This window comes from Mucilaginibacter lappiensis (genome assembly GCF_050433765.1).
Taxonomy (GTDB): Bacteria; Bacteroidota; Bacteroidia; order Sphingobacteriales; family Sphingobacteriaceae; genus Mucilaginibacter; species Mucilaginibacter lappiensis_A.
Window position 1 is genome coordinate 347,993 of record NZ_JBNPWP010000006.1, and the last position, 16,355, is coordinate 364,347.

Genomic DNA, 16,355 nt, shown 5'->3' on the forward strand with positions numbered 1-16,355 from the left:
TATAAAATATGTCAAACCATCAAAACAGGCGCAGTTTTCTTTCGAAAGCTGCGGTAGCTGGTGCAGCTATGCTGGCAGCACCATTAAATAAAACATTTGGGCAGGGGTTGATCGATGCGAAAGACCGTACATCGCGGGCATCATCTCCATCTGACCTTAAAATTACGGAAGTCAAGTGCGCTTATGCCGGCGGCGGGCTTTTTGTGAAAATATACACCAATCAGGGTATCTGGGGTTCAGGCGAAGGTGTTGACGCCATAGCTGGCACTTATTACCTGGTGAAACGGCTGGAGAGGATGCTGAAAGGCCGAAGCCCGTTAAATCCAAACAGAATAGCCGAGGAGATCAGAAAAGCGAATTTTTTTGCCGGCGCGCAATCCGGTATGTTTGTTGCGGTGCTTACCGCGGTGGAGGCTGCCCTTTGGGACCTTACAGGCAAGGCATTGGGTGTGCCTGTATACCAGTTATTAGGTGGTAAATACCGCGATAAATGCCGTGTTTACTGCGATACAGAATTATACACAGTCACAAACCCTAAACCCGAAGATTATGCAAAGGCTGCCAGAGGCGCGATTGACCGCGGATACACGGCTGTGAAATTTGATATAGACGATGCCCGCGACCCGAATAAGTTTGACCGTTATAACTGGACCGCCAGTAACGCCGAACTGGACAGGATGTATAATGCTATTGCCGCCGTCAGAAAAGAAGCAGGGCCAAACATTGATGTATGCGTGGATATGCACGGCAGGTACGATGCCACAACCGGCCGCCGGGTTGCAAAAATGATGGAGCCTCTGAATTTAATGTGGCTGGAAGAACCTATACCTGCAGATAATATTGATGTATATAAAACAATAACACAGGAAACAAGTACACCAATTTGCGCCGGGGAGAATTTTTACCTGGCCTATGGTTATACCAGGCTGCTTTCAGAAGCCGGGATCGATATTGTGATGCCCGATCTTCAAAAATGTGGAGGGTTGGGCGAAGGGCAACGGATAGCTAACCTTGCCAACTTATATTACGTGCCGTTTTCGCCGCATATGGTAGGATCTTTCCTGGGCGCTATGGCAACTGCGCATGTTTGTGCCTCAGTACCCAATTTCCATATCATGGAGTGGCAAACACTGAGCGACACCGAACCCAAGTGGAAGGAAATAGTGGAATACGATAAGCCATTTATCGAGAAAGGCTTTCTGGTATTGTCTGATAAACCCGGAGTGGGTGTTGAGATCAACGAGGAAGGACTGAAGAAGTACGCAATGCCAGGAGTGCCTTTTTTTGCTTGATCAACTGCCAGGTATGAACATTTTTTTCAAAGCCACAACCACACTAACTATCGCTGCATTTGCCGCTGTACTCATCATGTTTTCTAAAGGTTTGTCGCATACAGGGCCTTATGTGCTTGCATTTTTTGTACTGTTTGCTATAAGCCTGTGTGCTTCCTCGAAAACCAAAAGTTTTGCCTATACGGCACTAATTTTCGGAGCGGCCGCCATGGCGCTCTATTATCCGGCGTTTTTTATCAGTTATGGTAATTTCAAATACGCCACGCTTATTATCCCGCTTATACAGCTTATTATGTTTGGTATGGGTACTTCCATGCATTATCACGATTTCCTCGGCGTGTTAAAATCGCCCAGGGGAATAATCATAGGGGTGGTGAGTCATTTTATGATTATGCCCTTACTTGGTTATAGTATAGCGACGCTTAGCGTGAAGTTAACCGGAATGCCTGCCGAAATAGCAGCCGGCATTGTACTGATAGGCTGTTGCCCAAATGGTATGGCATCTAACGTAGTATCCTATCTGGCGAAGGCAAACCTCGCATTATCTGTTACCATCACCAGTATTTCCACTATGCTTTCACCGGTATTAACACCCTTTTTAATGAATTTACTTGCCGGGCCGCTCATTAAGATAGACCCCTGGCTGATGGTGGCAGATATTTTTAAAATGGTCATGATACCCATTGCTTTGGGTCTGCTATTATCCTCGGTGGCTAAGGGGCGTGCCAGCGGGCTAAAAAGAATAATGCCCTTACTATCAATGGCCGGCATTATCTGTATCATCATTATTATTACAGCCGCCGGCAGGGAAAGCTTACTTAAAGTTGGTCTGCTGTTGGCCGTATTGGTACTGTTGCATAATATTGGCGGCTATTTACTTGGTTTTTGGTCAGCAAAAGCGTTTGGGATGGAAGAACGGGACTGCCGCACTATTGCTATAGAAGTGGGGATGCAAAACGGCGGTATGGCCGCGGGGCTTGCCAAAGGGATGGGCAAAATAGCAACGCTTGGCCTGGCGCCGGTCATCTTTTCAACTTTTATGAATATTACTGGCTCATTATTGGCCTCTTACTGGCATAAAAAAACACCTGCCGTTGCCCCTGAGGCTACTTTGCAAGGTTCAGCCGGGCAGTGAAGCGGCGCGGGGTTTTGCCCAAAGTTTTTTGTGCAAAAATCAACGCTGCGTTTTTTTAGAAGATAAAGCAATTTGATTTAGCATTCTTTGTACATAACCAACTAACCGATCTAACACATTTTTTGATAATGAATAACTACCGCACAAACGCGGAATAGTAATAAATAGCTATGCATATATTTAAGACCAACCATAAAGTTATTGTGAAATACGCCGGCTTGCTTTACAGTTCACCGGATTGGAGCTGGGACAGTTTTATAAACCGCGAAGTATTGCACCGAGAGGTTTTAAATGACATCCAAAGTATCACAGCCGACTCTTTGCTGGCTCATGATTTGGAACAGTTATGCACCCCTATTGCCAATCAGGAAATATGGGCATCAGGTGTCACCTATATGCGCAGCAAAGATGCCCGCATGGAAGAGTCTAAAGATGCCGGTGGAGGCGATTTCTATGCGAGGGTTTACAGCGCAAAACGCCCTGAGCTTTTTTTTAAATCTTCAGCATATCGTGCAGTTGGGTCTGGCGGTACTGTTCGTATCCGGAAAGATTCGGAATGGAACGTTCCGGAACCGGAATTGGTATTATTCATTTGCAGCGCAGGTACCATTGAGGGGTATATGATAGGCAATGATATGTCATCAAGAGATATCGAAGGAGAAAACCCTTTATATCTTCCCCAGGCGAAATCATACGACGGTGCAGCAGCGGTTGGTCCATGTCTTTACGTGCCGGCCACACCCATTTCTCCGGATACCGAAATTCAAATTGAAATATGGAGAGGTGATGTTAAAGTGTTTGTTGATGCCATATTGATCAGCAGGATGAAGCGCACCCACAAGGAACTTGCCCATTATCTTTTTATGGAGATGTCATTCCCTGCAGGTGTATACCTCATGACCGGCACCGGTATCGTACCGCCTGATTCGTTTACACTTAACTATGGCGACGTGATACATATTACTATAAGTAACATAGGCACACTTACAAATCAGGTAGGGAAATAATGAGTATGGATTTCGGATGTGAACCGCTTCTGGTGTTAACGAATGGGGAATTTCCGATAGCATCAATCTAAATTAAATAATAAAAGAAAATAAAATGTCAAAGTTCAGAAGTTCTGATTGGTTTGGGAAAACAGGTAAAATGGGGTTTTTATACAGGAGCTGGATGAAAAACCAGGGTATGCCTGCCGATCTTTTTGACGGAAGACCGGTTATCGGTATTTGTAACACATGGTCGGAACTAACGCCTTGTAATGCCCATTTGCGCGACCTGGCCGAATCCGTTAAACGCGGGGTTTATGAAGCTGGCGGTTTCCCGGTGGAGTTCCCTATCATGTCGTTGGGCGAAACTTTGCTTAAACCTACCGCTATGCTTTTCAGGAACCTGGCCAGTATGGATGCTGAGGAATCGATGCGTGGCAATCCGATAGACGGGGTTGTATTGCTGACCGGCTGCGACAAAACTACGCCCTCTACCATGATGGGAGCTGCCAGCGTAGGGCTGCCGACTATTGTAGTTCCTGGTGGGCCGATGTTGAACGGTAAATACCGGGGCGTTGATATCGGATCGGGCACGGCAGTATGGAAGTTGACTGATGACCTCAAAACCGGTAAAATAACCAATGACGAATACCTTGCGGCCGAAAGCTGTATGTCGAGAAGCGCAGGCCATTGTATGACGATGGGTACCGCCTCTACTATGGCTTGTATGGTCGAGTCGCTTGGTATGTGCCTTTCACAGGCCGCGGCCACCCCGGCGGTTGATTCAAGGAAAAAAGTGCTGGCGCAGCTATCGGGCAGGCGTATTGTAGAAATGGTGAAAGAAGGATTAACGATATCCACCATACTCACCCGTGCCGCATTCGAAAACGCTATTAAAGTAAATGCGGCAATTGGCGGTTCTACCAATTTCATTATACATCTAACGGCAATTGCCGGGCGTGTTGGCGTAGACCTGTGCCTGGACGATTTCGACAGGCTGGGCAGTAAAATACCCTTGTTACTCAATCTGATGCCTTCCGGGAAATACCTGATGGAAGACTTTTACTATGCGGGCGGGTTGCCTGTTATATTGAAAGAACTGAGTAATGAACTGGCTATGGACGCGATAACCGTAACCGGTAAATCGCACGCAGAAAACATAAAAGATGATGGTATATGCTACAATAATGAGGTTATTGCAGACTATGGTAACCCCATCATCCGAGAGGGGGGCATAGCCGTTTTGAAAGGTAACCTGGCTGTTAATGGCGCGGTTATCAAGCCTTCGGCAGCAACGCCATCACTGATGCAGCATACGGGCCGTGCGGTGGTTTTTGAAACCATTGAAGATTATCACGCCAGGGTTGATGAGCCTCAGCTTGATATTGATGAGACCTGTGTGATGGTGCTGAAAAATGTTGGCCCGGTAGGGTATCCCGGCATGCCCGAAGTTGGCAACATGGTGCTGCCGAAAAAATTGCTGGATAAAGGTATTACGGATATGGTAAGGATATCAGACGGACGGATGAGCGGCACCGCGTACGGTACCGTTGTGCTCCATGTATCACCGGAATCTGCCATCGGCGGTAACTTGGCACTTGTGGAAAACGGAGACCTGATATGCCTCGATGTACCGGCGAGAAGAATAGACCTGCTTGTAGATGAGGTGGAACTGGAAAGACGACGGCTGTTATGGGAAAAGCCAGCTTATCATACAGACAGGGGCTACGTATCTATGTACCAGCGCCATGTGCAGCAGGCCGATAAAGGGGCAGACCTCGATTTTCTTGTGGGGAATTCCGGATCTGTTGTAACTCGCGATTCGCATTAATTTAAACTGGGGATAGCATGACAATACTTGTACTGATCTTTTGTATTTTACTGCTTGTGGCGCTGATCACATGGGCAAAGGTGAATGCCTTTCTTGCCTTTCTTATCGTATCATTGCTGGCAGGCCTCTTCCTAGGTATGCCATTTGCCACAGTTATTACATCGATAAATAAAGGGTTAGGCGATACATTAGGATCAGTAGCCATCATTATTGTATTGGGGGCTATGCTGGGCAAACTTGTTGCAGAAAGCGGTGCCGCTCAGCGCATAGCTCATTTCATGCACGATTTGTTTGGTGCTAAATATGTAACCTATGCCATGGCTATAACCGGCTTTATTGTGGGTATCCCATTGTATTATAATGTAGGATTCATACTGTTGGTGCCCATCATTTTTTCGGTTGCCTCCAGCTACCGTTTACCGCTGTTGTATGTGGGTATGCCCATGCTTACCGCCTTATCGGTGATGCACGGCTTTTTACCTCCCCATCCTTCGCCAATGACGCTCATCAGCGTCTTTCATGCAGATATTGTTAAAACATTTAGCTATGGGCTGATAATCGCTATTCCTGCTATAATTATAGCAGGACCAGTGTTTTCGACTACCCTCAAAAAAACAGGACCGAACGGTTTGCAATTTGCCAAGAGTTCTGCCGCCTTGCCGGCTCATGAGTTACCGGGTATTGTTAACAGCATACTGTCATCTCTTTTACCGGTTGTACTGATTTGCCTTGCCCATTTGCTGTCTGCGTTTTTTGGGCAGACTCCCTTTATAAAAACCTTAGCATCATGGCTCGCCGAACCTATTATTGCCATGCTGCTCACCTTAATTATAAGCACCTATACGCTTGGCCTGCAAAAAAGCAGGCCATTAGCAAAAATAATGGATGGTTATGTGTGTGCAGTAAAAGATATAGCAATGGTGTTGATCATTATTGGCAGCGCGGGCGCACTGAAGCAAATATTTGTAGATAGCCGCCTAAGCGATGTGCTGGCCGGTATGCTGATTAGTAGCACCATGCATCCCCTGTTGTTTGCATGGCTGGCGACAGCTTGTTTGCGGCTTTGCCTCGGCTCAGCCACCGTGGCTGGCGTAACTGCCGCAGGAGTGTTGTTTCCAATCGCGCATCATGCAGGCGTTAACACCAATTTGCTGGTGTTGGCTATCGGGGCGGGTAGCCTGTTTGGCTCGCATGTAAACGATACGGCTTTTTGGTTATGCAAAGAATATTTCAGGTTATCGGTTAAGGAAACACTCCGCTCATGGACGGTAATGGAAAGCCTGGTATCTGTAATAGGGCTTGCAGGCGTCTTATTGTTAGATTGTTTACTATAAATAAAATAGACCTATACCCATCAATGTATATAATCAATTTTAAACCAAAACCCCTGCGTAAATGAAAAAAAAGCTACACTAAAACTGGAAAACGGCACACAAAGTGCCGCCTCGAAAAACTCTTTCGCAATTACCAATTTTGAGAAAGAGGTTAAATGAAGATTTATCAATTGAATTAAACCTAAAATCATGGAAAAAGAAATCAAAGCATCTGGGATGATGTTGTCCATTACAATAAGTGTTCTTTTTACACTTATATTTGTGGCGGATGTACGGGCGGGAAAAGCCGTCAGCGCCAGAACCCGCATCGACGTGAGCGTACAAACAGTTACCGGTAAAGTGCTCGACGAAAAAGGCAGCCCGCTTACTGGCGTTAGCGTAAGCGAAAAAGGGACTAAAAACGGTGTTATGACTGACGCAAGCGGTAATTACAGGATACAGGTATCCTCGGATAACGCGGTGTTATTATTCAGCTACGTGGGATACCAATCCAAAACCGAGGCCCTCAACGGTCGCGTTACCCTGAATGTTGTGCTGGAGCCAAAATCAAACGCCCTAAGTGAGATAATCGTAACGGCCTTAGGTATAAAGCGCGAATCAAAAAAATTAGGTTACGCGGCAGAAAATGTACGCGTGGGCGAGATAACCACCAACCGTTCTACAAACTTTGTTAACTCACTTGAGGGAAAGGTTGCAGGTTTGGATATTTCCCCGCCTGCAAGCGGCCCCGGCGGTAGCACCAAGATCAGGTTGCGCGGGCAGTCTGCGTTCCAGGGCGATAATGCGCCGTTGATTGTATTAAACGGCCTTCCTTTATCGCAAAGCCCGTCGAGCACCAACGGTTACACCCAGTCAGTGGATCTGGGCGATAATATGCAGCAGATAAATCCCGACGACATTGAGTCGATGACCGTATTAAAAGGAGCCACGGCTGCGGCACTTTACGGTTCAAGGGCAAGCAACGGTGCGTTAATTATCACTACTAAAAGCGGCAATAAAAATACTGGTAAAGGTATTGAGTTTACCTCCAACTTTACCCAAAACCAGGCACTTGACTTTACCGACTTTCAATATGAATATGGACAGGGCGAAAATAACGTACGCCCCAAAACGCAGGGCGAGGCACAAAGTTCAGGTGCCTGGAGTTTTGGGGAAAAATTTGATAATGCACCTACCTATCAGTTTGATGGCGTACAACGTCCGTATGCGCCGGAAAGAAACCGGATCAGCAAATTCTTCAGACTTGCCAATGCGTGGACGAATACCATCGCGTTCTCCGGAGGTAATGAAAAAGGTAGCTTCAGATTCTCTTATTCGAACCAGGATGCACAGGGTATAATACCTAACAACGATTATCATAAAAAAATATTCAACCTGGGCTTGAATTATAACTTTACCCCTAAGTTGTCCGCACAGATCTATGTAAATTATGACCACGAGAATAACAACAATCCGCCGGTAATTGGTATTCAGGGATCATCGGTTACCAATTATATCTACCGTTATTCTAACTCGGTTAGTTTGGATGTATTAAAAGCAGCTGCGGTTGATGCTAACGGCAACGAAACCCCTACATCTCGTTTCACTACCCTTACCAACCCCTATTGGATCATGAACAAGCAATTCACAAGGCAAACCAGAGACCACCTTTTAGGTACTGCAACCCTGCGTTACCAGTTTTTTGATTGGCTTTACCTGCAGGGCCGTGTGAATATGGAATATAGCACTTCGTTTTACGAACAAAACGCGCCAACAGGCACCCTGACAAATGCTGCTGCGCCCGTTGGCCTTTATAACGGTAGTTATAACTCAAATGACAATACTTACCGCGCTCTAAATGCTGACTTTTTATTAGGAGGTGGCCATAAATGGGGAGCATTTTCTTTTGATGCTACTGTGGGAGGAAATACTTTCCCTTCGTCATCGCAGGGATATACCGTTACCGCAACCAACTTTTATGTCAGAGATTTTTATACCCTTGGAAATGGGGTAACCAACACCTCGGCCTATGCATTGTCCAAATCAACGGTCAACTCGCTTTATGGAACTGCCGAGTTTGGATATAAATCCTATTTGTTTTTAAATGTAACCGGCCGTAACGACTGGTTCTCTGTGTTAAGCCCCGAACATAATCATTATTTTTATCCCTCTGTAAGCGGCAGTTTTGTTTTTTCGGAATTTTTAAAGAATCCGCCTTCATGGCTCTCTTTTGGAAAAATCAGGGCGACTTATGCTAATGTGGGTAGTGCAAACGGTATTAACCCTTATAGCAATTCGCTTACTTTCACGATTTCACAAAACGCGTTCAACGGCGTTCCGCTTGGGAGTATCAGCAATGTCACTACGCCAAATCAGGCAATCAAACCTTACAGCGTAAAAGAGAAAGAGATTGGCCTGGAATTGCGAATGTTCAACAGCCGGGTGAATCTGGATGTAGCCGCATATGATAAGCACACCACAAACCAGATCCTAAGTGTGGCTATTTCCAATGCATCAGGCTATACCGGTACAATTGTAAACCTCGGCGAGTTGCAAAACCGCGGTATGGAATTCTTGCTGGAGTTAATACCCGTCAGAAAAGCGAATTTTACCTGGCGTTCAGCGTTTAATACTGCCATAAATTCTTCTAAAGTATTAGCCCTGGCTAATGGTCAAAATCAACTAACCCTGGGTGCAGGAGAGTTCTTTGGTTCCATTGTTGACCAGGTAGGCCTTCCGTTAAACCAGATACAGGGTTCGACTTACCGCAGAGACGCCAACGGGAAGATCATTGTATCAGGCGGTAAGCCGGTGGCAAGTACATCGCCCGCGCTTTTTGGAAGCGCATTGCCTAAAGCTACAGGTGGTTGGGTAAATACATTTACTTATAAAAGGTTTACCCTGATGACACACATCGATTACAAGGTTGGCGGTAAGATATTATCAAGCTCAAACCTTAACTTTCTGAGAGAGGGTTTATCTAAAGAATCGCTGGTTGGCAGGGAAGGCGGTGTTAAGTTTGATGGGGTAAATGCCGATGGCACACCTAACACCACGGCCGTGAACGCTGAGGATTTTTATGCCAATTATCGTTCACAGGGTATCCTGGACCCCTTTATTTATAAATCGGACTTCATCAAGTTAAGAAACGTTTCTGTTAGCTACGATTTTTCAAAGATGGTGAAAGCTAAGTTTATCAAAGGGCTTGTGCTTTCTGCCGTATGCCACAACGTGCTGATCATCAAAAAGTATACACCTAATATCGATCCGGAAGCAATCTCTTCAAGTGGTGATATTTTAACCGGGTACGAGCAAAGTTCACTGCCCACAACGCGCACTTATGGATTTAACCTTAATGTCAAATTTTAAAAGAGTACGATCATGAAAAATTATATAAAGATCATATTATGTGCTGCCTGCCTGTGTTCTGCCGCAGGTTGTGATAAAGGGTTCAAAGAGTTAAATGTTAACCCAAACAACACGACCAGTCTTGACCCAATGTTCTTGTTTTCTAACGCGGAGCTTTTAACATATTCATCGTTAATGGAAACCGAAGCAACCGTTGTTCAGCAGTTTATCGACCCTTTCGGTGGTGTTACCTCTGCGTTTAACTTCAACGTGTTAAATCAAACATATACCGTAATGCGGTGGAATAATGCATATCCAAACAGCATAAAATTCCTGGAGCATATCTTATCGGAAACCAGGAGTGATGCGGCCCGCGCCAACCTGTACAATGAAGCCAGAATATGGAGGGCGTACAATTATATGATGTTGGTAGATACTTATGGAGATGTACCTTATACCCAGGCCGGACAAGCTTATCTGAACTCGGTTTTTTTGCCCAAATATGATAAGCAACAGGAAATTTATAATGATTTGGTGAAGGAACTTACTGCAGCAACGGCGGCTTTAGACGCCGCCAGGGATGTTGTAAAGGGAGATGTTTTTTTTGCAGGAGATATTTCGCAATGGAAACGGCTGGGTTATTCGCTGTTGTTGCGTATCGGGATGCGCTATTCTAAATTAGATGCAGGCAAGGCAAAAACAATTGTGCAGGCAGCCGTTGCCGGAGGCGTAATGCAATCTAACGCCGATAATTGTTACCTTAAATATAACAATACGTACCCTAACCCTGTTACACAGCAAATTCAACAGTTAACCAACACTTATTATCTCGCCGAGCCATTTATAACACAATTAAAATCTACCGGCGATCCGAGGCTGAAGTATATCTCAGCAATGTATGCCGACCCTGGAAAAGCATTATCCCTTCCTCCGGATACAGCATCTGCCAACCAGTTTGGTTTGCCTATAGGTTATGATAGCGGTACGCTGCCAACGGCGCCGGGATTTCGCGGCGTGAGTGGTTCAGGGTTCAAATATTCGCAGGTCAATTACAGCGTATTTGGTAAAGTAACCGCGCCACAATATTTTGTAACATATGCCCAAACGCAACTGTTACTGGCCGAGGCTGTTTTCAGGGGATATATCAGCGGTACAGCAAGTACTTATTATAATAATGGTGTAAAAGCGGCTATGGATCAATTTGCCAGTTATGATGCTGCTGCTGTCATCAGCAGTGATGCACAAAATGCCTATTTGAATAACCCGGTAAATGCATATGCTGATGCCAACGCTTTGAAACTAATTAATACTCAGTATTGGATTACCTCGTTTGGAAACGGTGCAGAAGCATGGGCCAATTTCAGAAGAAGCGGCTTTCCGGCATTATCGCCCAATACATATCCCGGCAAGCAAATAAAAGGGAACTTTGTACGCAGGTATACTTACCCGCAAACAGAGTCGGCTATTAATGCCGATAACTATAGGGCGGCCGTAGCCAGTATAGGCGCAGACGACTTAGATACTCCTGTTTTTTGGGATAAATAAATACTCCCTGTTAATATGCCTTAATACCCCGGTACTGATTAATGCCGGGGTATTATACGTTAATCTCTATAAAGGCGATTCTGATGATTGTAACAACCCGTGTTCCGATTTAAGCTTGAGTGAACATTTGTTATAGAAGTATCAACATTGGTGGTTTATAGGCCTATCCTATTATTTTATATTTGCCTTTTATAAACCATAAGCGTATGTTTTGTAATTAATCGTATATATATATAGATGTTATGTACTGCTGCTTTGTTGGGTGGAGTACTAATTGGGGAACAAGGCCACGTTAATAAAATTGCCATTGAGCTGCAGTTTTATAGCCCTGAAAGTTTTGGAGGTTTGAAATATAAAACTATACATGAAAAGTAATACTATAGGAACCATTAAAATACTTGCCGTTTTAATGTTATCGGGGTCAGCACTGTATGCCCAACAAAGCAAAATGCAGTTATTTAAGTTAAGCGATGTGCGCTTACTGGAAAGCCCGTTTAAGCAGGCGGAACAGGTGGACTTAAATTATATTTTGAAAATGGCGCCCGACAGGCTGCTGGCTCCATATCTGCGCGAAGCCGGGCTTGACCCTAAAGCCACAAGCTATCCCAATTGGGAAAATTCAGGTCTGGATGGCCATACCGGCGGGCACTATTTAACCGCCCTTGCCCAAATGTATGCATCGGCCGGCAACATGGAATGTAAGCGCCGACTGGATTATATGATAGATGAACTGGCCCGCTGCCAGGAAAACGACAGGGACGGTTATGTGGGCGGCGTTCCGGGAGGTAACAAAATGTGGGCGCAGGTAAAAACCGGCGACTTCAGCGACTTTAATAAAAAATGGGTGCCCTGGTACAATTTGCACAAGCTATACGCCGGTTTACGGGATGCCTATTTGCTGGGAGGCAATGCCAAGGCGAAAGCTGTTTTTATTAAACTATGCGATTGGGCCGATGACGAAGTAGCCGGACTGAGCACTGATCAGATGCAGCGTATGCTCGAAACCGAGCATGGCGGTATGAATGAAGTTTTCGCAGATGCCTATGCCATAACCGGTGATAAAAAATACCTGATACTGGCTGAGAAATTTTCTCACAAAGCTATACTAACGCCGTTGGAGCAACACGAGGACAAACTGAGCGGGTTGCATGCCAATACGCAGATACCCAAGGTTATTGGCTTTGAGCGCATAGCCGAACTGGGTAATGATACCAGCTACAGCTCCGCGGCCAAATTCTTTTGGAATACCGTGGTAAACAAGCGTACCATATCTATTGGTGGCAACAGCGTGCGCGAGCACTTTAACCCGGTTCATAATTTTGCTACCATGTTAGAGTCGGAGCAGGGACCCGAAACCTGCAACAGCAATAATATGCTTAAACTGAGTAAAATGCTGTTTGTTGATGATACCCAACTTACTTACATAGATTTTTATGAGCGTTTGCTGTATAACCATATCCTGTCGTCGCAGCACCCGGTAACCGGCGGCTTTGTTTATTTTACGCCCATACACCCGCAGCATTACCGCGTTTATTCAACAGCGGACCAAAGCTTCTGGTGCTGCGTAGGTACGGGTATGGAGAACCATGGAAAGTATGGAGAGATGATTTATTCGCATAAAGGCGCCGATCTGTATGTTAATCTTTTCATTCCGTCTGTACTCCACTGGAAAGAGAAAGGTATCGAGGTGACGCAGCACACCAGGTTCCCGGAAGCCGAGAATACCGCCCTGTTGCTTAAATTAAACCGTCCGGGTAAATTTGCCATCTATATCCGCAAGCCCGAATGGCTAAAGTCCCGAGGCTTTAGCGTTACTATAAACAACCGGTCTGTTACCTTCAGCGAGAGTGCTGAAGGTTATGTGAAGCTCGTGCGTGTCTGGAAGACAGGCGACCGCATAGGAGTCTCATTGCCGATGAAGAATTATGTGGAGTACCTTCCGGATAACTCGGCCTGGGTATCATTTCTGCATGGGCCTATCGTACTGGCCGCGCCAACAGATACCACTAAACTTATCGGCTTAATTGCAGGCGATAGCCGCTGGGGCCACATTGCAGGAGGTCCGCTCTATTCGCTGCCAACCTCGCCATTGCTGGTCAGCAACAGCAGGGATCTTAGTACGGCAATTAAAGCGGTTACCGGCGACGCGCCTTTAACTTATCAGATAAGTGATCTGGTTGTCCAACCAAATTTTAAAAGCCTTAAACTGATTCCATTCTATAAAGTGCATGACAGCCGCTACATGTTGTATTGGCCGGTAGCGAAACCCGATAGCATACAACAAAAAGAGCAGGAACTGGCCTTGCTTGACGAGCGTTATATAAAAATGGCCGCCCGATCGGTCGATGCGGTAACGCCTGGTGAGCAGCAGCCAGAGAACGACCATGGCATGATTGCCCAAAAATCCGAAACCGGCATATTCAGAAATATGCACTGGCGCAGCTCGGCCGGCTTCTTCAGCTACCGCCTGCGTACAAATCCTGCTGTTAAAAGCCTGGGTATAACTTATTATGGCAAGGAAAGCAGCCGGGAGTTTGATATCTATCTAAACGATGTTAAGCTTACACAGGTTTCGTTTGATGGCACAGGGCCGGATGCCTTTATAACCAAGGAATATACGATACCTGAACGTGTCAACACCGGTGCAAGTACCATAGTGGTGAAGTTCGTAGCTACCCCAGGTAATAAGACCGCCGCTATTTACGACGTACGCCTGATGCGCTAAAGCGAAGAGACCAGGCATCCAACTTTAAGTCCGTTAGTTCACACGCGCGGGTCAGCCTGGACAGCTTGTTCCCGGGCCATACAGTGGAAAACGAAAAAGGCCTTCAGCAAATACAAATGCACCGCCTGTTTAATCCCTTATTTCGGACTATTTTGGTTCAACTGGCTTCAGCCATCAGCATCTAACATTAAGAAAATCTCTAACACCTCATTTAAAACAGAGGCATTAGAGATTTTTGGCAATTGGTGAAATAACTTAATTGATTTCTTTGTATTTATCTTATATTTTCACAAATCCCCATTGCTGATTACGGCTTCCGGAGTAAGTCCATTGATCAAGTGCACCGCCGTTATTGAGCGAAGATGCTGCAACATCTAATACCTTTCCGCTATTTGCGTTGGTAATTTTATAATATCCGTTGTCGGTTACCTGAATTGACCATTTTTGATTTGTACCGCCGTTGTAATCCCATAAATCTACCTGCCCGCCATTGCCGGTGTTCCAGCCATACATTTCCAAACACTTCCCGGTAGCGTGCATAGGAGTTAATCTATAATAACCTCCTCCGGCGTCTTCCACTTTAAACTGTTGATTGGCTCCAGCCAGATAATCCCATTGATCAGCCAATGTCTGATTGGCAGTACCCCAGCCAGCGAACTCCAAAGCTTTAAAGCTGTATCTGTTATAAATCTGGTAAACTTGTCCAATCTGGATGGTTGAGGATGTACCGTTTTGCGCGCCTTGTACCACCGCGGCTAAACCTTGCTGGTCGGCAACTCCGTTAGTTTGCCTGTTAATAATTCTGAATGCATTATTTCCCTGTGAGCCATCATCAAAATAAAATGGGCGCAAGCCGTATTGCAATGCCTGGTGTGTGATATAATTAATATAGTATGCCCTGCTTGCTTCATGCAATGTTAATGCATCCCCCGAAAGCGTTTGTAGCCTACGGATCGCTCCATATTCTCCCAATATAACCGGAATACCCTTATCAATGAACTTTGTCTTCATCAGCGGAAACTCTGCAGGGGCGTCCGACTCTTCACCCCAGGTGGCATTCCGTGAACCATCGGTTGAATGATATCCACTGCCCCAATAATAAAACATATTGCCCCAGCTTGCATCCGCTGCCAAACCGGCAAAATTAAAGGGCGTGTAATAGTGTACTTCAACCATCAGGCGGTTGGATGCCGGATCTGTGGGAAGGGTGTTCATCAAGGTGTTTGAGTAATCTATACTGGTAGAGGGCCCCTGGATAAGCAGCACCCGGTAACTATTATGTCCACCGGTTGATCTTACCGCGTTAACGAACGTTTGATGATAAGAAAGAAGTACCCCCATCCCTGTAGCATCTGATACAGCAGGTTCATTCGCGCTGGCAAAGATCAAATGTTCATCAAAACCACGCATTTGAGTAGCTATTTGCTCCCAAAAGGCCTTTTGTTTGGCATTAACGGCAGCCTGTGCGCTGGTGGTACAATTGTTCTCCAGCCATCCGCCATCCCAGTGTATATTTAATATCACATACAAACCGTCGCTAACGCAGTATTGAACAACCTGCTTCACCCTGTCGAGCCATGCCTGCTGAATTTGCGCTGTGTTGCTGTCCGCATACTGGTCCCATGAACAAGGAATACGAACTGCGGTGAAACCGCTTTTTTTAACCTGATCGATAAGTGCCTGGGTCACCGTAGGATTACCCCATGCTGTTTCGCCGCCTGTTGCCTCCAATGTGTTACCGATATTCCATCCTAACTGGAATTTCGCAGCGAGCTGAGTCGCCGTACTGCTTACTCCCGTTTGGTCAGGTGCAAGTGGCGATGTGTTGTAACTCGGATAACTGGTAGCGGCCAACGTTTTAGTACTTGTTTTGGCAAGCGGCTTAACGCCTTGATCAACAATCCCTGCCTTTTTGCAGCTTGTCAATGCGATGATTGTAAAAATGCATAAAAAATGATTTAAGTTTCTTTTCATAAGAATTGGTTAAATTGACGATATGGTCGTCGTTAATAATTGGTTAATTGCATGTGAAGTGTTAGATAAACAGGTAAGATGAAGGTCACATTACTTTTAAGGTTTACATAGATAAGGTTATGGGTATTTTTGTTTATAACTGCCTGCAGCCAACGGGGTATTAAAAAGATTAATAATAAGGCAGTTGCCATGCCGGGTAAGGCAGA

The 16,355-nt window shown here is 45.6% G+C and carries 9 protein-coding genes; 8 read left to right on the forward strand and 1 reads right to left on the reverse strand.

Translation table 11 applies throughout. From position 1 onward, the window contains the following. Positions 1-8 precede the first annotated feature (8 nt). The 8 genes from M2273_RS19820 to M2273_RS19855 all read left to right on the forward strand — a co-directional run bounded on the left by M2273_RS19820 (position 9) and on the right by M2273_RS19855 (position 14,175). Positions 9-1,292, forward strand: coding sequence for a mandelate racemase/muconate lactonizing enzyme family protein (locus M2273_RS19820; protein WP_429399500.1), 1,284 nt, complete (start codon positions 9-11; stop codon positions 1,290-1,292). Positions 1,293-1,305: 13 nt separating this feature from the next. Continuing rightward, on the forward strand, positions 1,306-2,427 hold the full coding sequence (locus M2273_RS19825; protein ID WP_429399501.1) for a bile acid:sodium symporter family protein: 1,122 nt from the start codon (positions 1,306-1,308) through the stop codon (positions 2,425-2,427). A 170-nt stretch (positions 2,428-2,597) separates the two neighbouring features. Then, entirely contained in the window at positions 2,598-3,434 is an 837-nt protein-coding gene (locus M2273_RS19830; RefSeq protein ID WP_429399502.1) for a fumarylacetoacetate hydrolase family protein, read from the forward strand. Between the two features lie 94 nt (positions 3,435-3,528). Continuing rightward, a complete protein-coding gene (locus M2273_RS19835) occupies positions 3,529-5,244 on the forward strand; it encodes an IlvD/Edd family dehydratase (protein ID WP_429399503.1) in 1,716 nt (571 codons plus the stop codon). 17 nt (positions 5,245-5,261) lie between these two features. Further along, a complete protein-coding gene (locus M2273_RS19840; protein WP_429399504.1) occupies positions 5,262-6,578 on the forward strand; it encodes a gluconate:H+ symporter in 1,317 nt (438 codons plus the stop codon). A 189-nt stretch (positions 6,579-6,767) separates the two neighbouring features. Next, positions 6,768-9,926 carry a SusC/RagA family TonB-linked outer membrane protein gene (locus M2273_RS19845; protein WP_429399505.1) on the forward strand — a complete coding sequence of 1,053 codons (3,159 nt, stop codon included), beginning with the start codon at positions 6,768-6,770 and terminating at the stop codon, positions 9,924-9,926. Positions 9,927-9,938: 12 nt separating this feature from the next. Next, complete coding sequence (locus M2273_RS19850; protein WP_429399506.1) at positions 9,939-11,450, forward strand: SusD/RagB family nutrient-binding outer membrane lipoprotein; 1,512 nt, start codon at positions 9,939-9,941, stop codon at positions 11,448-11,450. 364 nt (positions 11,451-11,814) lie between these two features. After that, positions 11,815-14,175: a beta-L-arabinofuranosidase domain-containing protein gene (locus M2273_RS19855; protein ID WP_429399507.1), complete on the forward strand. Its 2,361-nt coding sequence runs from the start codon at positions 11,815-11,817 to the stop codon at positions 14,173-14,175. 279 nt (positions 14,176-14,454) lie between these two features. Here the strand turns inward: M2273_RS19855 and M2273_RS19860 are convergent, their stop codons facing one another. Continuing rightward, entirely contained in the window at positions 14,455-16,149 is a 1,695-nt protein-coding gene (locus tag M2273_RS19860) for a cellulase family glycosylhydrolase (protein ID WP_429399508.1), read from the reverse strand. Positions 16,150-16,355: the final 206 nt, after the last annotated feature.

Excerpts from the sequence above, each read along its gene's own strand:
- M2273_RS19850 (WP_429399506.1), top strand. The coding sequence starts at position 9,939 with ATGAAAAATTATATAAAGATCATATTATGTGCTGCCTGCCTGTGTTCT.
- M2273_RS19840 (WP_429399504.1), top strand. The coding sequence starts at position 5,262 with ATGACAATACTTGTACTGATCTTTTGTATTTTACTGCTTGTGGCGCTG.
- M2273_RS19825 (WP_429399501.1), top strand. The coding sequence starts at position 1,306 with ATGAACATTTTTTTCAAAGCCACAACCACACTAACTATCGCTGCATTT.
- M2273_RS19820 (WP_429399500.1), top strand. The coding sequence starts at position 9 with ATGTCAAACCATCAAAACAGGCGCAGTTTTCTTTCGAAAGCTGCGGTA.
- M2273_RS19845 (WP_429399505.1), top strand. The coding sequence starts at position 6,768 with ATGGAAAAAGAAATCAAAGCATCTGGGATGATGTTGTCCATTACAATA.
- M2273_RS19855 (WP_429399507.1), top strand. The coding sequence starts at position 11,815 with ATGAAAAGTAATACTATAGGAACCATTAAAATACTTGCCGTTTTAATG.
- M2273_RS19835 (WP_429399503.1), top strand. The coding sequence starts at position 3,529 with ATGTCAAAGTTCAGAAGTTCTGATTGGTTTGGGAAAACAGGTAAAATG.
- M2273_RS19860 (WP_429399508.1), bottom strand. The coding sequence starts at position 16,149 with ATGAAAAGAAACTTAAATCATTTTTTATGCATTTTTACAATCATCGCA.
- M2273_RS19830 (WP_429399502.1), top strand. The coding sequence starts at position 2,598 with ATGCATATATTTAAGACCAACCATAAAGTTATTGTGAAATACGCCGGC.